This is a genomic window from Terriglobus sp. 2YAB30_2 (genome assembly GCF_052114765.1).
GTDB lineage: Bacteria > Acidobacteriota > Terriglobia > Terriglobales > Acidobacteriaceae > Terriglobus.
Genome location: NZ_JBFRFJ010000008.1, coordinates 319,211 through 336,166 on the forward strand (window position 1 = coordinate 319,211; position 16,956 = coordinate 336,166).

Here is a 16,956-nt window from a genome sequence, read left to right on the forward strand (position 1 = left end):
GTTGCTCAGAACCGCCCGGGTGCCCAACCCTCGCAACGCTAGGGTTGGTTAGGAACACCCCAAGTCTCGAACAAACGCAAAACGAATATCTCGATACATCGCTAGATATTCCGGGCACACCGGAAGCTCATATGTGAAGTTGAGCTATCTGGCGTATTCGAACTGCGTGCAGCGACGCGGTATCGATTGCAATAGGACTTGTGGCACAGGAAAGATCCGCCCTTCATCACCTTGTTCTCCCCGCTTTCAGGTCCTTTCGGATTGATGAGGCTGCCGGTGAGATGAAAGTCGGTGCTGAACCAGTCAGCACACCACTCCCAGGTGTTACCTGTTGCTGAGTAGAGGCCGTATCCATTGGGCGGGAATGCGTCGACCGGGCATGTCCCCGTATACCCATCGTCTCCCGTGTCATGACGGGGGAACTCTCCCTGCCAGATATTGCAGCGATGCTCTCCGTCGGGCCGGAGCTTATCGCCCCAGGGATAGAGTTTCTGTACCAGGCCGCCACGGGCGGAGTACTCCCACTCGGCTTCCGTCGGAAGCCGTTGCCCAGACCATTCGCAGAAGCTCAAAGCGTCGTTCCATGAGACATGAACGACAGGGTGATTGCTTCTGCTTTTGATCGCGGAGTCCGGTCCTTCCGGGTTTCGCCAGCTTGCGCCAGGAACCTTGCACCACCACGGAGCCGCGGCGACCGTATCGACCACAAGTTCGTAAAACCGCTCTTTTGGAATGTGTGCCCAGAAGACAAAAGACCATCCGAAGCGTTCGGCCTCGGTTCGATATCCCGTCTCATCGATAAACCTGGAGAACAGTTCATTGGTCACCGGATACCGATCAATCCAGAATGGATCGAGAGTCACTTCCCGAACCGGCCCTTCGCCGTCGTCAGGAAAGGCTTCGGCATAATCGGTTCCCATCAGGAAGGTTCCTCCCTGCATCGCGATCATCCGGTCTCGGGGATCGCTACCGGAACGGAGTTCCGAGCGCTCTTCAGCCACTACCGGCCGTGCCTCCGCCGAAGGCGCGCAGCAACCCTTCTTGGAGGCGGGCGCCTCACCGTCCGTTACTTTGGATGGCTGGGGAATGATGCAGCTCATAGAAACCTCTGTCGGGCAAGCTTACACGGTTTGAAAGAAGAAGATCACGCTGGTTAATCGTCTAATTTTGGACCGGTTTGGCGTCTCCGATGGACCTCTGGAAGACGCGATAACAGGTGCATCGGAACATTTATGTTGACGGTGGAAAGAAAGCTGATGGAACTTTTCGACCGGAAGGAATTACGTCTTTCCGGCAGAGAATTCGGGGTGCGTCGGTTCAGATCGATACTTCCCCAAGACAGCGTTGGGTTGAATCCACTCTATCCACGGCTTTTGATGGAGGGTATGCGGGAATGCCGTGTTTGGCACCACGGTTGCAACAGCACACGGACTTCGTGTCCCGCTGAGATCGTGAAGGTGCGGAAACGTGAGTAGCAATCGACGGAGGATTTTCATGAATACACGCACGACGCTCGTCACGACCCTACTCGCCATGGCTAGCTTTACGCTCGTGGCTCAGCAATCACCCTCAACCAGCCAGCCCGACCAGCAATCAGATGGCCCACCCACCCGGCAGAATCCTGCCAGTACAGCACCGGCATCTCCTGATAGTCAGGACGCCAATACTGCTGCAGCATCGAGTGCACCGCTGAGCCCAGTGAATGGCGAGCTCGTCAGCAAGCTGGACTCAAAGACCGCTAAGAATGGCGACAGCGTCGTAATCCAGACCAGGACACCAGCCAAGACCGCGGACGGAGCTGATATTCCCAAAGGGTCGAAGCTCGTCGGTCATGTACTCGGCGTAAAGGCGAGTGAAGGAGGACAGAACTCCCAGGTTGTACTTCAGTTTGACCATCTCGAACTGAAGGGCGGTCAGAGTGTCCCGATCCATTCGCAAATTCAGTCCATCACTCCAGCGGGCGGTGCAGCATCGGCCGGCAGGTCAAGCGCGATGAGCGCGCCACCGGCGAGTGGTACATCCAGCCCAGGCGCTAATGCAGCAAGTGGTGACAGCAGCGCAGGCGCCGCGCCGCAAAGCCCAAGCTCCAATGCGGCGGCGGCTTCCGGAGGGGACAGTCCTGCAGCAGGTAGCCCCGCGCCCGGAACAGTCGTAGCCAAAACCGGTAACATCGCCATCAGCACCACCTCGGTTCCCGGTGTGTTGCTGGCGAACAACGCGCCCGGCCAACAAGATCCTCGAATGGCTCAGGCTTCCAGCATCCTGCTTGGCGCAAAACAGGATATCCAGTTGGATAGCGGCACACAGGTGGTGGTGGGCATCTCTTCTACCGCCGGTGGTGGAACACAGTAACAACGGCGCTGTCGAGGGAAAGATAGTTCGTTTTGTGCATGGAAACTCCTGTGCAGTTGAATGGAGCCAGTTCGGCTCTACTCAACTGCACAGGACCAACTTTGTTTGTTATTTCGCAGCGGCCGCATGCCCATGTACCGTGTGCCCCGTGTCCCTCGGGGACATGGGCCCGGCTTCTCGCCGGTGATGCGCTCGAGGTTTAGCTAGGCATGAAAGACAAAACGATAACGCCCCGACGCTGGAAACTTAACTTCGATCCCTGTATCGCGATCAGTCACGATCGCCGATCCCTTCGCACCCGGAATGCTGCGAATCTTTTTCGCCCTCGCAGGAAGCACAATCCGATGAGTGCCTGGCTGTTGCACCAGCATTGAGAGCTTCGCAATAGCTCCGTTGTTCCAGGCAATGTCGACCGTTACTCCTCCACGAGCTCTTAGTCCCGCAATGCTTCCATTTGGCCATGCTTGTGGCAGCGCGGGCAGAATCCGGATCACACCGTTATGGCTCTGAAGCAGCATCTCTGCTATCGCGGAGGTCGTGCCAAAATTTCCGTCAATCTGAAAGATCGCGCCATTCCCGGATGGATGTGTATCGAAGAAGTTGCCGGCGGTACTCACCTTCATATGCATCTGAAGCGAGGTCCAGGCCTGCCCTCCATCTCCAAGGCGAGCCCAAAGATTAGACGCCCATGCGCGGCTCCATCCCGTATACGCTCCGCCATTAGCCAGCCGTCGTTCCAATGAGACGCGGCCTGCCGCCATCCACTTCGGAGCGCTCTCCATGTCGAACTCATTACCAGGGTAGAGCGGATAGAGGTGAGACATGTGCCGTTGCCCTGGCGTGGACTCAGCAAAATCGACAGACCACTCCTGTAACTGGCCGTACTTTCCGACCGCATAGGGAATCATGCCGTCACGTCGATGGCCAAGATGTGCTGCCCACTCCGTATCGATCCCGAGAACTCTGGACGCTTCGATGCAGTTCTTAAAGAGCTCACGGACGAGTGCGATATCCATCGTGCAGCCGGCGCTGACATTTGCCTTCTTCCCATCCGGAGCCATGAAGTCATTCTCGGTAGAAACGGATGGACAGGTTGTGAGTCTTCCTTTTCCATCTGAAACCAGCCAGGCGGAGCAGAATTCCGCCGCACCCTTCATCAGGGGATACGCCTGTGATTCGAGAAATCCCTTGTCGCCGGTAAACAGGTAGTGCTCCCACAAATGAGCACACAGCCATGGAGCACTCATCGCGAAGTTTGCCCATGTGGGATCACCTTTGCCTTCACCTACCGGGCTGGAGAGACACCATCCATCAATGTTGTGATGAGAGACCCAGCCGGGCATGCCATAGTTCACTTCAGCGGTCTTCGCGCCGTTCTTCGCGAGCGTCTGCAGCATCTCGAATAACGGCTGATGGAACTCGGTGAGATTGCAGGTCTCCGCCAGCCAGTAATTCATCTGCACATTGATGTTCGAAGTCCAGTTAGAGCTCCACGGCGGGCGAAGCTCATTGTTCCAGATGCCCTGCAGGTTTGCCGGAAGTGTGCCCGGGCGAGAGCTGCTGATCAGAAGGTAGCGGCCAAAGTGGAAGTAAAGCGCCAGCAGAGACGGATCCGGCTTCTTCTCAAACTCTGCCACACGCTCTGCCGTGGAGCGGGTTCGATCCTGTTCTCCGAGATCGAGGGCGACGCGGCGAAAATACTTCTGATGCGCGGCGATGTGACGGTCGCGTAGAAGCTGGAGCGGCTTGGCCGCTGCTTTGTTCAATGTGGCCCGCACGCCGGCATGAATTTCGCTCGTGGGGCGATCCGGAACCTTGTCATAACTACGAAAACCCGTGCCGGCAGCGAAGAGTATGTGAGCCGACCGTACCTTCTCGATCTGCAGCACATTATTTGCAGCGTGTGCCCTTCCATCGTTTGAAAGGATGCGAGCTTCACTAACGAAGTACATGCCTTTGCCGGGCTCGTCTGAATACTGAATCGGATTGTCAGTCTTCAGGTAATTCGGTCTGCTGACCACCGGAGCCTTTCCCCGAATCACAAAGGCAGCATCGTTGACGTCGGCCACGTGTTGAAGCTGGCTGTCCAGACGCACCGTGACGGTGACCGGTTCCGATGCCTCGATCGACATCACCAGCACATTGTCAGGATAGGAGACAAAGCACCGCTTGGTAACATTCACGTTCCCCAATCGAAACGTGGTCTGTGCAATCGCTGTATCGAGATTCAGCTCGCGGCGGTACTCTCTTACCTCTTCATGGCTCTCTGCATCGCCAAACAGAGTGACATATAGGTCACCGAGAGGCTGATACGCCTCCCCATAGGGGCCCTGCATCTCTTTACAGATCTGGTCGGCAAGATGATAGTTCTCATCTTCCAGGACTGCCTTCCTGACAGCCGCCAGCTTGCTCTTCGCCCCGGGATTATTGCCGTCCCTGGGATGTCCCGAGTACAGCGTGTCTTCATTCAGAGAGACTCGGTCTTGCGTGGCACCGCCAAAGACCATTCCGCCTAATCTTCCATTTCCAATCGGAAGCGCATCGATCCAATTCGATGCAGGTGAGCGAAACCACATCGTGTAATTCGCATCATGATTGTTTTCGCTATGGTGAGATGCTGATCGCGCGACCTGCGAGATGGCGCGAGGAGCAACTGCGGTGAAGGGAAGAAATGCCCGGCGAGTCAGATGGCGCACTACGAGGTCCTCTGAGTGAAGTTAAAGCAGGATGTTCCCTGAATCCAGCGATACACCGCGATGAGAGTACTACGAACGCCGGGTCGATTCGCGGATAACAATCTGTGCCGGCTCAATGGCACGACGAATAGCCGGCTTTTCCGGTGGTGCAGCTTTGGAATCCAGGATAGAGAGCAGCATCTTCGCCGCGCGGACACCGATCCGCGTGCTTCCCTGGTCCACGCTTGTCAGCGGGACGCGAAGGTGCTCGTCGTAGTGGAGATTGCCGCATCCAATAACCGCGATGTCTTCGGGAACGCGAAGACCGGCTTCAAGAATCGCATCCATGGCGCCGATCGCAATAGGGTCGCTGTAGCAGAAGACCCCATCGGGCCGCGGTTTCAGCGCCAACAGGCGCTTCATTGCATCACGGCCCTGCACCGTACTATCCACGTCCACGGTAGAGGTTCCCACAACATATTTGGGATTTGGCTCCAGCCCTTCTTCTTCGAAGGCTTTGAGGTAGCCTTCGTAACGTCCGCGGCCGATGGAGTTCTCCGGTCCCCGGATATGCGCAATCCGTTTGCGTTTGAGAGAGAAGAGGTGCTGCGTCGCGAGATATCCCATCTGCGAGTTATCCGAACCGATGAAGTTGCAACGGAAGCCATTAAAGGAACGGTCCAGAAGGACAAGCGGCGTCCCCTGGTCCTGAATATCACTGAAGAGTTTGGGTACGGTTGGAGCACAGGAGGCAACAACCAAGGCATCAAGCCGCAGCGCCAGAAGATGTTCCACCTCCTGCTCTTCCATGCGCGGGTCTTCCTCCGAGGAAGAAAGCATCAGATAGTAGCCGTTCTTTCGCAGCGTGGCGGCCAGCGACTTCGCAATCTCGACAAAGTAGGGATGCAGCAGATCGGGCACCACCAGGCCAACGATAGAGCTCTTGCCGGTGACCAGAGAACGCGCTGCCAGATTCGGGCGGAAGTTGAGCTCCTTCGCCTTGTCGAGCACCTTCTGCCGGGTCTCCGGACCGATATCTCCGTGGCCACGCATGACCTTTGAGACCGTAACAATAGAGACCCCGACTGCTTCCGCGATGTCCTTCTGCGTAGCGCGCATGAGGGAAGCTTATCGTACCCGCGAGATGGGCAACGCCATATTGCCCGGTCTCGAACGCTGCTATGGCGTAGCGCCCGCATTGGATGATGCTGGTTCGATATCCAGATCGATATGCTGAATCGTCCCGTTGAACGGGAACGGGCTCTCATAGTTGCCCGCAGGGGATGCGCTATCTTCGCCGATATCGAAGGTGTCTTCAAATGCGAACGCCATACGTACCGTCTCCGGCAGCCGCTGTTTCGCGACAGGCTTGTCGTTCACCAGCAGCGTGATGTTTGCCCCTTTCCCAATGCCTCCGCCTTCGTAGTTGAACTCCAGCGTAATCTTGGCCGGTCCAGCAGGCAGGGGAGCAGGTGAGGCGATCGTGGTGATGCGGCGCTTGAAGTAGTTGTAGGTGTACGTAGGCCGTCCATCCTTCAGATAGAGGCTGAAGCCGCCACCCTCGCCGCCGTCCGCCATCAGTACTCCATTGGTTTTGCCATTGGGAACCGTCACGTACGCCGTAATCTTGTGCGACTTGTTTTCATAAGCGGGCGTCAGCGAGAGATACAGATGTCCAGTGCCGGTGTAGTACCTGAAGTGGTTGCCCTCCGGCCGCGCCTGCCGTCCTCCGAAGCGTGGGTCTAGCGGGTAAACACGATTCTGTTTTGCTTCCGCATCGAAGAGGACGGCCAATTCCGCGACTTTGTCAGGATTTTTGGCGGCTACGTCATCCGCTTCGGAGTAGTCCTCGCTCAGGTGATACAGCTCCCAAGGCTGGCGATTCGGGTCCGGAGGCGGCTGAGTGGTGTATACCCAGGGAAGCAGGCCGCTACGTGATGCCGCCATCCAGCCGTCGTGATAGATGGCCCGGTTACCCAGCATCTCAAAGTATTGGGTTGTGCGCAGGCTCGGCACACTGGCTGAGGAGAAGGTCGCCAGCATGCTCATGCCGTCCATGCGCTGTTGCTTCACGCCATTCACTTCAATGGGCACCGGGATATGTGCCGCCTCCAGAACGGTGGGAGCAATATCGGTCACGTCCTCAAACTGTTCCCGCAAGGCTCCGCCATCATGGATTCCTTTTGGCCAACAGACCACCAGAGGATCACGGGTTCCACCCAGGTGTGAGGCGATGCGCTTGCCCCACCGAAATGGAGTGTCTCCGGCCCACGCCCAGCCCACCGGATAGTGAGGCGTCGTCTCCGGCCCGCCAAGCTTATCGAGGATCTTGAGCATCTCAGCCGTGGACTCCCGCTCGCCGTTGATCGCCGCCATGATGTTGCCCGTGCCTTGCAAGCCGCCTTCCAGGCTGGCGCCATTGTCTCCGGCAATAAAGAGAACCATCGTGTTGTCCAACTGGCCGGTATCGCGAATCGCGTCGATCACGCGCCCGATCTCGTGATCGGTCTGTGCCATAAATCCGGCAAAGACCTCCATCAGGCGTGAGGCGACCTTCTTTTCGTCCGGCGAGAGCGAATCCCATGCAGGAATCTCCTTGGGGCGAGGCGTCAGCTTCGCATCCTTCGGGACCACACCGAGCTTCTTCTGGCGCTCAAAGACAATCTCACGATACTTGTCCCAGCCCATATCGAACTGGCCGCGGAACTTGTCGATCCAGGGCTTGGGAGCCTGCAGCGGGGTATGCGTTGCTCCGGGAGCAAAGTAGACGAAGAAAGGCTTCTCAGGAGACAGCGACTTCTCCGATTTGATCCAGCGAATCGCATGATCGGCCAGATCTTCGTTCAGCGTGAAGTCGGCCTTGCGTCCAGCTGGCGCCGACATCTCGACCGGCTGTGTCCCAGAGGTAAGCTCCGGATACCACTGGTCTGTTTCACCATTCAGGAAACCATAGAACTCATCGAACCCCTGATGTGTTGGCCAGTGATCGAATGGGCCGGAGATCTTGTCTTCGCTTTCCGGAATCAGATGCCACTTGCCGTAGGCGGCCGTTGCGTATCCGTTCATCTGCAGCACTTGCGGTAACAGTGCCGCGCTCTTCGGGATCGACGCGTTATAGCCGGGGAAGTCGGTTGCCAGATTGGTGATTGTCCCCATCCCGACAGCATGATTGTTCCTGCCCGTCAGCAATGCCGCGCGTGTGGGCGAGCAGAGGGCTGTGACATGGAAGCGGTTGTAACGCAATCCCTTCGCTGCGAGGGAGTCAAGCGTCGGTGTCGGGACCAGACCTCCAAATGTGCCGGATTGGCCATACCCGGCATCGTCGATCAACACCAGCAATACGTTCGGAGCGCCCGCTGGGGCTCGCAACGGTGGTGTCGGAGCCGCCGTTGAGTTCGCGAAACTGGAGCCAACGGTCCCCGTAAAAGGGGGAGGCGCTATCGGAAGCACCGTCCTGTCCTGTGCCTGCGCATACATCGCAGTCGCCACGCAGGCAGCCGTAAGGGTGCAGAGCAGCGGAGAAAGAGGGCGCCTCAGATTCCGTTTGCTGACCATAGAAGCAGTTACTCCATTTCGCGAGCGAGCATTGAACTACAGTCCTAACACAGGTCTTCTGTGCGGTCACCCTCAGTCAGAATCCTGGCCTGCCAGTCAGCGGCCGGAAGGTCAGTACGTGTCGGATAAAAAGGCGGAGAGTCGCGTGGGTCCTTATCCATGGGAGCAATGCCCGTGGTATTGATGAACTGCTTGAGCAGCTTCATCGTGAGTTCGGCTTCGACTGCCGACGACCCGATCGCCATACAGATTGCGTTCTTCGCGCGGGTCCTCGCGATAGCTATAGAGCTCCGATTGTCCCTGCGGCCTAAGGGTTCGGCCGCTTCATCGACGCTCCTGAAGCCGCTTGGCCACCCTCGCCTACTGCCTCGGCGGACGCATTCGTGCTGGCGGCCGCCTGCAGGATGCTCCCCATCACTGTCCCACCGGAAAGACCCACAAACTGTCTGCGATTCAAGATGCGCTCCGTTCTTCTTTCATGGCTAAGGGATTACTGCACGACGGAAAACGTGTCATGCAGCGACGCTGTCGAGCTGTCTCCGGCCCATACATCGAACTCCGACGAGTCGAGTGTCCAGCCATGGGAAGCGGAAGACCAGTAGGTCCGCTCCGGCGCCCCCACAACAAAGCTGACATCGCGCGATTCACCCGGTGCCAGCGTGATGCGCTGGAATCCCTTCAGCTCCCGTACCGGACGTGACGCGCTTCCAGACTTCTGATGGAGATAAAGCTGAACGACCTCGTCCGCCTTCACCTTGCCGGTGTTTTTTACGGTTACCACAGCCGTTACCGGGTCCTTAGTATGGACCTCTTTCTTGCTCAGCCGGAGGTTGGAGATCTCAAAGCTCGCATAACTCAAACCGAACCCGAAGGGATACAGCGGCTCCGTCTGAAGATCCCAGTAGCGTGAGGTGAAATCAGGAGCGCCATATGGTTTGTGAGAGAGGTTGTGGGCGTAGTAGATCGGAATCTGGCCGGCACTGCGTGGCCAGGTCACAGGCAGCTTGCCCGCAGGCGAGACATCGCCAAAGAGAAGGTCGGCGACAGCGTTCCCTGTCTCCGTCCCTCCGAAGTAGCAGTCCATGATTGCGGAGACATGCTGCGAAGCCCATGTCACATCGAGTGGCCGCGTGCTGAAGAGCAGCAGAACGACCGGCTTCCCAGTTGCAACGACCTTCTCCAGCAACTCCTGCTGACGTCCCGGCAATGCCAGCGAGGATCGCGAGGCGTACTCGAAGTCCATCAGAGCTGACTCTCCCAGAGCGAGCACAACAACGTCCGAATCGTTGGCCAGTGAGACAGCGTCGTTCATCGTTGCCTCGGCCTTACTTGCATCCCACTCCGCCTCTGGCTTTGGTCCGATAAGGCCGTCGAACATCGAAGGGAACTGCTTGCGCAACTGAGCTCCCTGGGCAAAGCGCACGTCGGTACCCGGTAGCTTGTTCCGGATGCCCGCCACGATCGTGACCGTATCGGCGGGCTTCGCGGTCAGGCTCCACGGACCGTTCATGTCATACTGCGAATCCCCAAGCGGGCCAATGACGGCAACGCGACGTACCGTCTTCGCGAGAGGAAGAACGCCACCTTCATTGCGCAGCAGAACAGCGCTCTTCGCCTCTGCCTCTCGTGCAAGATCACGATGCTTTGCCAACATGGCCGCGTGCGTGGATTCATTGCCATCCGCGTAAGGGCTATCAAACAGTCCCAAAGCGTACTTCGTTGCAAGGATCGGGCGCACCAGATCGTCAAGCATCGTCGCCGAGACCTTTCCCTCCGCAACAAGCTGCTTCAGGTTCATGAGATACGTGCCGCTTCCCATATCCATATTCACGCCGGCGGTTGCTGCACGGAACGCGGCATCCTTGGCATCGCTGCTGAAGCCATGGGTATAGAGGTCGCCGACAGCGTTCGCATCGCTAACAACAAACCCGTTGAACTTCATCTGGTCACGGAGGATCTCGCGCAGTAGATGCGTATTCCCGGTCGCCGGAACATCGTTGAGGTCCATATACGCGCTCATCACGCTCTTCGCGCCGGCCTCGACTCCCGCCTGGAAGGGACGCAGATAGACGTTCTGCAGCAGCTCTTCCGGAATATAGGAGGCATCGTAGTCGCGCCCGCCCTCCGCGGCTCCGTACCCGGCAAAGTGTTTCAGCGTGGCCGCAAAGCGAAGAGGTTGGCCCGGCTCTCCCTGGAATCCCTTCACCTGTGCGCGTGCCATTGCGGCTCCGAGATACGGGTCCTCTCCTGCTCCTTCCGAGATCCGGCCCCAGCGCGGATCGCGCGCGATATCGAGCATGGGGGCAAAGGTCCACCGCACTCCCGCGTGTACCGCCTCTTCTGCTGCAATCGACTGAGCCCTGCGCGCCATCTCCGGATCCCAGGAGGCAGCCATGCCCACTGGAACCGGAAACTCGGTGTCGAAGCCATGAATCACGTCGAAGCCGAAGAGGATCGGAATATGCGCCCCCTCCGACACGGCGATCTTCTGCAGTGCATTGATGCGTTTTGGATCAGTGACGAAAAGAATTGAGCCAATCTGTCCCTGGCGAACCTGATCTTCCAGCTTCTGCGCTGGTGCAGGCATCCCCGGCAGTCCTGAAAAATCGAAGACCTGGTTCAGCTGGCCAATCTTCTCCACAACCGACATCTTGGAGAGAAGAAGATTGGCCCGCTGTTCCGGTGTCGTGGATGTCTGGCCGTAAAGCGGCAGCGACGACGCCAGCAAAGCTGCTGCAAGCAAAGGTCGAATCGTCTGGTATTTCACCATTGAATAGCCACTGGTGCCTTTTGCTGATCGGTGAGCGAATTCCATGATGGATCACCGGCCTCTCTTGGCGGCAACTTCACATCCGCTGGAATAATACCTATCTTCTTCTGCCGCGCGAAACGCTCTTCGCGAATCGCATTCCCACCCTTCTGATATATCTCCTTGTAGCGAATCGATGTACTCAAAACAGGCGCCGAAAGGTTGGGAACCTGATCGAAACCAGCCCTGGTGGAAGGGAAGGATGACAACATTTACGGCAAGAACCTAGAGTCAGGACACTAGTTGCTGATCCCCACCACTGTCCGCACAAGCGATTCCTTCGGCAGGGCTTTCACAAAATAGTCGGCAACATCCGCCCGCGATATCTTGAAGCCGAATCTTGGCAGATGGCCGATCCGCTCCCGATATCTTCCCGTCCTGGGACGGTCAGTAAGCTGCGGTGGCCGTACGATCGTCCAGTCGAGTCCACTGCCCTGAACAATCGACTCCAGTTCGGCAGAATCTTTTACCACCGATGGAAAGAGCATCCTGCCGAGCAGATAGGTGGGCGGAAAGACCGAATCTTTGAACAGGAATGCGGTCGAGATCAGCACAGCCCGCCGTACACCGCTTTGTTGCATTGCTCCAGTTAATACGGTCGCGAAGTCTCGGAGGAGATGTTCGTCCGACTTCGCAATCGGCACGCGAGGCCCAAAGCCGGAGAGAACGGCATCGTGTCCTTCGAGTACGCGGGCCATGGTCTCCTGGTGCAGCAGGTCCCCGGTGCGAAGATCGATCCGTCCATAGAACGTTTTGAGGGATTCGGGTTTGCGGACGAACGCTGTTACGGCATGGCCCGCTGCCAGCGATTGCCTGATCAGCTCCATACCTGTGCCGCCTGTGGCGCCTAGAATGACAACTCTCACTGTCTCAAATCTCCTGTCGGTACTGCTGCTATGCGCAGATACGCCCTGCACGATAAGACCGGCGAGCACCGCGGCGCGTGACAGCCAGCCTCTACTTCAGCGGCGGCAGATGTTTGAGCTTGTCAGGATTGGTGATGACGTAGATCGACGAAATCAGGTTGTCGCGCACTTCGATGGTCACCACGGAATATGGTTCTCCATTGAAATACGTCACCAGTCCGGGTTCGCCATTGATGCGGGCAAGCCGCTGAACCAGGGTCTTTGGGACAAAGCGTTGCATGCCGCCCAGAATGCCTCTGCCAACCTTGTCGGCGCCGTGGACTGCATTGGGAACAGCTGCCGCTTTGCCTCCGCCATCCGACCGCAGGACTACATCTTCTGTCAGCAAGCCGAGCAGGTCAGTCATCTCCCCGGTCCCGACTGCCTTCAGAAAGCTTTCCAGCAAAGCGTCATGGTCGGGCCGTGCGGCTTTGAAGCGAGGTCGCAGTGTCGCAACATGCTGCTTTGCCCGTTTCAAAATCTGCCGGCAGTTGACCTCACTCTGACCGACGATCGATGCGATCTCGCCGTGCTCGTACTCGAAGACCTCTTTCAGAAGAAAGACGGCACGCTCAATCGGTGTGAGACGTTCCAGTAAGACCAGGAAGGCCATCGAGAGTGACTCATCCACGCGGATCAGGTGGAAGGGATCGCCGCCCGGATCGGTGACGATCGGTTCCGGGAGCCACATACCCGTGTACTCCTCCCGCTGTACCTTTGCCGATTGCAGATGATTGATGCAGAGCCGGCTCAGAATGGTGACAAGGTAAGCCCGCGGCGAGCGGATCTCCTCTTCGCCGGCGGCATGCCATCGCAGGAACGTCTCCTGCAGCATGTCTTCCGCATCAGCAACACTTCCCAGCATGCGATAGGCGATGGAGAAGAGAAGGCTGCGGTACTGATCGAACATTCCGAGCCGTATGGAGTCCTCAACATCACTCAGCGATTCTTCTGGTCCTGGTGTCTGATGGCTGCTCATGGCTCCGCTCCTTCCACTGATTCTCTGGCTCGAAGGCCGGTCTCCTTCGGCGGTGATCGTCTCTACATACAAGACAAACGGGCGGGTTGCGGCGTGACACGGAGGCGCGCCTTAGCAGCATTCTCCCTGTTGCTGGGTATCCCGGAAGGGATGTGCAGTGGCGTTTTCATTGCGAAAAATGCCCATAGATGCGGAAGCCCTACACCACAGCACAGGGAAAATGCTCTAGCACCGAATCGGTCTCTGTCACATTCTATGTTTCTCGCCGGTCTTCCCTGCAGCAGGTGCCGCAAAGGCACTTGTTCTGGAGGAGCGACAAGAGATGATGGCGACGAGATTGCTGCGTTTCATCCTGGCGGTAAGCGCAATCACCATGCTGGTTCAGGCGGCGTTTGCGGGCAGAATGTTGGCGGGCGATGTTAAATCCGCGGTCCTTCATGCCTTTACCGCGAAGGTCCTGGTGCTGTTAGGCGGCAGCCAGGTATTGGCCGCCCTTGTCCTGTTCCTGCAAAGGCGGTGTCCCCTCTGGGTTCCTGTGGCCGCTCTTGGCTTGGTGAGTGCCGAGGTCGTGGAGTTCGCCGCAGGGCATCTCCATCATGTGGCCATCCATGTGCCTTTGGGACTTGCCATCTTCGGAGGAGCGATCCGACAGTTGCTCTGGGCGATTGGTGGCATGGCCCCGGCGAAGTAGAGCATTTTCCCTGTTGCTGGGTATCCCGGAAGGGCGTGCCGCGGCGTTTCATGACGGAAAACGCCCATCGATATGGAAGCCCTGAACTGCACCTACGGGGGAAAATGCTCTAGCGCGATCCACATCTTCGGCTGACCCCAAACCGGACGCCAGTCATGCTGGAGGCGCCTGCCATTGAGGCTCTCTCCCTTCCCACGAAAGCGATTTATGAATGGGAAGTTTCGTTCTGTTAACGATTAGAGTTATAGTTTCACTTTCGATCTGTGGCCGGTCATGAGTGCGCTAGGGATTTGGGATATTCTTACGGGCAATAGCCCCATTTTTAGCGAGGTTCACCCTGCAGTTGTCCAACTCCGGAAGGGCAGTCGATGAGCAAAGCTGAGGTCCCTCGCTGGCCGCAACGCATTCATCAAACCGCCGCCGGTCTTCTTGCGCTCGTTGCTGTGGCGGTACTTTGGGGATGGGCAGCGAACAACGCTCGGCTTAAGAGTGTGGTTATTGGTTGGCCGCGTATGGTGGTCCCCACCGCGGTTTGCTTCCTGCTCGCCGGCATTGCTCTCGGGCTGCTCACATTCGTAAGGGACTCCAGGTCGGTGCGAAGACGTGCGGTTTCCTTCTGGATATCGCAGGGTCTCTCTCTCCTGATCGTCCTGATCGGGCTCATCCGGCTCTTGTCCGCTGTTTTAGGGCGAAATTCGAAGATTGACCATCTCTTCTACATGCGCTCCGGAGCGATGGCGCCGGCAACGGCGATCAACTTTACCCTCCTTGGCAGCGCATTATTTCTTGCAGGTAGGCGTCGTGCCTTTTCATCCTTCCAGACGATGGCGCTGCTGGCCAGCCTGATCGCATGGCTGGCCTTCAGCCGTTTTCTCTATGGAGGCGCACCTCTCATTCCCCAGGACACGTTGGCCGTGCATACCTCGCTGCTGTTTTTTGCGTGGAGTATCGGCCTGTTGTGTTCATGGCCGGAAGACGGATTGATGAGTCTGCTGGTCAGTGACAGCGCCGGCGGTGTGATCGCCAGAAAGCTCCTGATCCCGGCCATGGTCCTCCCCATTGCAGTGGGATGGCTGCAGCTACAGGGACAGCGTGCCGGATGGTACGGCACAGAGGCAGGGCTCTCGCTCTTTGCCTTGTCCAGCGCTGTGACCTTCGGCGCCTTGGTATGGATGACGGCAGCCGCTCTGCATCGTTCTGACCTCAGCCGCAGGAACGGTGAGTGGAAGCTCCTGGAGCAGCTGGCAAGGTTGGACCTGCTCCGCCAGATTACGCAGGCCATCGGGGAGCGCCAGGATATGCAGAGCATCTTTCAAGTCGTGCTTCGCAGCCTGGAAGATAACCTTCCTATCGACTTTGGATGCATTGCTCTTTATGACCGGGCCGGTATGGTGCTGACGGTCGCCAATGTAAGCGTTCGTCAGACAGTGCTTTCAGACCTGAAACATGCCACCATTGGGATTGATGAAAACGGATTCGCACGCAGTCTCGGCGGCCAACTGATCTATGAGCCGGATCTGGATCGACTGACCACACCGTTTCCCCGGCAACTGGTTCAGGGTGGGCTCCACTCCGGCGTAATCGTGCCGTTGATGGTTGAAAATGGGCTCTTTGGCATCCTTATTGCCGCCAGGCGGGAGCCGGAAGGATTCAGCAGCAGTGACTGCGAATTCCTCAAGCACCTTGGAGAACTGATGGCGCTGGCTGCACACCAGGCGCAGATGTACGGCTCGCTGCAACATGCCTATGACGATCTACAGGCGACGCGGCAGACGGTTATGCAACAGGAGCGTCTCCGTGCCTTTGGACAAATGGCCAGCGGCATCGCACATGACATCAACAACACCATCTCGCCGGCGGCGCTCTATACCGAGTCTCTGCTGGAGACGGAGACCGGCCTGGGCCGCCAGGCTCGCCGCACTCTCCAGACCATTCAGCGGGCGTTGAATGATGTCTCAAACACGCTTACCCGGCTCACGGATCTGTATCGGCAGAGGGAGCCTCAGGTTGTCTCCGCGCCGATTGACCTGAATCAACTTGTGCGCCAGACCATCGAGCTGACCAATGCCCGCTGGTCTGCCATGCCGCAGCAAAACGGAATTGTGGTCCGCATGGTTACAGACCTGGCGTATGGGATTCCGCCGATCCGAGGGCTTGAAAACGAACTCCGGGAAGTGCTCGTCAACCTCATCTTCAACGCCGTCGATGCCATGGCGAATGGCGGTACGTTAACGCTGCGGACTGGTATTGCGAAGACCAGTTGTTCAGAGGGAGGACCTACCGAGATTCGTGGCGTGTATCTGGAAGTGGTCGACACCGGTGTTGGTATGGACGAAGAAGCCAGGCGGCGGTGCATGGAGCCCTTCTTCACCACCAAGGGGGATCGCGGCACCGGACTTGGCCTTGTCATGGTGCAGGGTGTCATGGAGCGCCACAGTGGTGAGTTGGAGATTGACAGTGCCGTCGGTAAAGGGACGACGGTGCGTCTGACCTTTACCGCAACAGAAGCCGCGGTAAGTAGACCTGCTCCCACTGCGCCTGCCGGTACCGTATCGAAGCCGGTGAGGATTCTGCTCGTAGACGACGATCCTCTCCTGTTGAAGCCATTGCGCGAGGTGCTGGAACTGGACGGCCACGACGTGGTTACGGCAAACGGCGGTCAGTCAGGAATCGATGCGTTTCATGCGGCGCTTTCTCAGAACAAACCCTTTTCTATCGTCTTCACAGACCTGGGAATGCCCTATGTCGACGGCAAAAAAGTAGCACTCTCCGTTAAGGAAGCCGCAGCCGCTACACCTGTGATCCTGCTGACCGGTTGGGGATACCGCTCAGGCAACGAAGATGAGACGCCGGCTAACGTAGACCTGGTTCTGAGCAAGCCGACAAAACGCGGAGACCTGCGCTCTGCAGTCGAGCGCTTCTCCGGAAACGAGCCCAACTAAGTCGTAGTTACAATTCGACAGGCCATACTCTGGGTGCCCATTCACCGG

At 57.7% G+C, this 16,956-nt stretch carries 12 protein-coding genes; 3 read left to right on the plus strand and 9 right to left on the minus strand.

What is annotated here, in order from left to right; all coding sequences use genetic code 11:
* Positions 1-101: 101 nt before the first annotated feature.
* Entirely contained in the window at positions 102-1,100 is a 999-nt protein-coding gene (locus tag AB4Y89_RS14190; protein WP_442301587.1) for a formylglycine-generating enzyme family protein, read from the minus strand.
* A gap of 394 nt (positions 1,101-1,494) precedes the next feature.
* Here AB4Y89_RS14190 and AB4Y89_RS14195 point away from each other — a divergent pair, with 394 nt between their 5' ends.
* Positions 1,495-2,352: a hypothetical protein gene (locus tag AB4Y89_RS14195; RefSeq protein ID WP_442301588.1), complete on the plus strand. Its 858-nt coding sequence runs from the start codon at positions 1,495-1,497 to the stop codon at positions 2,350-2,352.
* 203 nt (positions 2,353-2,555) lie between these two features.
* Here AB4Y89_RS14195 and AB4Y89_RS14200 read toward each other — a convergent pair whose 3' ends face one another.
* From AB4Y89_RS14200 to AB4Y89_RS14235, 8 genes are all read right to left on the minus strand, one after another.
* Positions 2,556-5,048, minus strand: a complete 2,493-nt coding sequence (locus tag AB4Y89_RS14200) for a glycoside hydrolase family 95 protein (protein ID WP_442301589.1) — start codon at positions 5,046-5,048, stop codon at positions 2,556-2,558.
* 69 nt (positions 5,049-5,117) lie between these two features.
* Positions 5,118-6,146, minus strand: a complete 1,029-nt coding sequence (locus tag AB4Y89_RS14205; RefSeq protein ID WP_442301590.1) for a LacI family DNA-binding transcriptional regulator — start codon at positions 6,144-6,146, stop codon at positions 5,118-5,120.
* A gap of 60 nt (positions 6,147-6,206) precedes the next feature.
* On the minus strand, positions 6,207-8,582 hold the full coding sequence (locus AB4Y89_RS14210; RefSeq protein ID WP_442301591.1) for a sulfatase-like hydrolase/transferase: 2,376 nt from the start codon (positions 8,580-8,582) through the stop codon (positions 6,207-6,209).
* 44 nt (positions 8,583-8,626) lie between these two features.
* A complete protein-coding gene (locus AB4Y89_RS14215; RefSeq protein ID WP_442301592.1) occupies positions 8,627-8,827 on the minus strand; it encodes a hypothetical protein in 201 nt (66 codons plus the stop codon).
* 62 nt (positions 8,828-8,889) lie between these two features.
* Positions 8,890-9,039 carry a hypothetical protein gene (locus AB4Y89_RS14220; RefSeq protein WP_442301593.1) on the minus strand — a complete coding sequence of 50 codons (150 nt, stop codon included), beginning with the start codon at positions 9,037-9,039 and terminating at the stop codon, positions 8,890-8,892.
* 33 nt (positions 9,040-9,072) lie between these two features.
* The gene (gene bglX, locus AB4Y89_RS14225; protein WP_442301594.1) at positions 9,073-11,397 is read right to left on the minus strand and encodes a beta-glucosidase BglX; all 2,325 of its coding nucleotides are present in this window, start codon (positions 11,395-11,397) and stop codon (positions 9,073-9,075) included.
* Positions 11,398-11,630: 233 nt separating this feature from the next.
* The gene (locus AB4Y89_RS14230) at positions 11,631-12,257 is read right to left on the minus strand and encodes an NAD(P)-dependent oxidoreductase (protein WP_442301595.1); all 627 of its coding nucleotides are present in this window, start codon (positions 12,255-12,257) and stop codon (positions 11,631-11,633) included.
* 91 nt (positions 12,258-12,348) lie between these two features.
* Positions 12,349-13,275 carry an RNA polymerase sigma-70 factor gene (locus AB4Y89_RS14235; RefSeq protein WP_442301596.1) on the minus strand — a complete coding sequence of 309 codons (927 nt, stop codon included), beginning with the start codon at positions 13,273-13,275 and terminating at the stop codon, positions 12,349-12,351.
* Positions 13,276-13,597: 322 nt separating this feature from the next.
* Here AB4Y89_RS14235 and AB4Y89_RS14240 point away from each other — a divergent pair, with 322 nt between their 5' ends.
* Together AB4Y89_RS14240 and AB4Y89_RS14245 are read left to right on the plus strand one after the other, a co-directional pair.
* Complete coding sequence (locus tag AB4Y89_RS14240; RefSeq protein ID WP_442301597.1) at positions 13,598-13,966, plus strand: hypothetical protein; 369 nt, start codon at positions 13,598-13,600, stop codon at positions 13,964-13,966.
* Between the two features lie 368 nt (positions 13,967-14,334).
* Positions 14,335-16,908, plus strand: a complete 2,574-nt coding sequence (locus AB4Y89_RS14245) for an ATP-binding protein (RefSeq protein ID WP_442301598.1) — start codon at positions 14,335-14,337, stop codon at positions 16,906-16,908.
* Positions 16,909-16,956 lie beyond the last annotated feature (48 nt).

What these genes read in the sequence shown, in the direction of transcription:
- AB4Y89_RS14190 (WP_442301587.1), bottom strand. Translation starts at nt 1,100, where the DNA reads ATGAGCTGCATCATTCCCCAGCCATCCAAAGTAACGGACGGTGAGGCG.
- AB4Y89_RS14195 (WP_442301588.1), top strand. Translation starts at nt 1,495, where the DNA reads ATGAATACACGCACGACGCTCGTCACGACCCTACTCGCCATGGCTAGC.
- AB4Y89_RS14205 (WP_442301590.1), bottom strand. Translation starts at nt 6,146, where the DNA reads ATGCGCGCTACGCAGAAGGACATCGCGGAAGCAGTCGGGGTCTCTATT.
- AB4Y89_RS14210 (WP_442301591.1), bottom strand. Translation starts at nt 8,582, where the DNA reads ATGGTCAGCAAACGGAATCTGAGGCGCCCTCTTTCTCCGCTGCTCTGC.
- AB4Y89_RS14215 (WP_442301592.1), bottom strand. Translation starts at nt 8,827, where the DNA reads ATGGCGATCGGGTCGTCGGCAGTCGAAGCCGAACTCACGATGAAGCTG.
- bglX (WP_442301594.1), bottom strand. Translation starts at nt 11,397, where the DNA reads ATGGAATTCGCTCACCGATCAGCAAAAGGCACCAGTGGCTATTCAATG.
- AB4Y89_RS14235 (WP_442301596.1), bottom strand. Translation starts at nt 13,275, where the DNA reads ATGAGCAGCCATCAGACACCAGGACCAGAAGAATCGCTGAGTGATGTT.
- AB4Y89_RS14240 (WP_442301597.1), top strand. Translation starts at nt 13,598, where the DNA reads ATGATGGCGACGAGATTGCTGCGTTTCATCCTGGCGGTAAGCGCAATC.
- AB4Y89_RS14245 (WP_442301598.1), top strand. Translation starts at nt 14,335, where the DNA reads ATGAGCAAAGCTGAGGTCCCTCGCTGGCCGCAACGCATTCATCAAACC.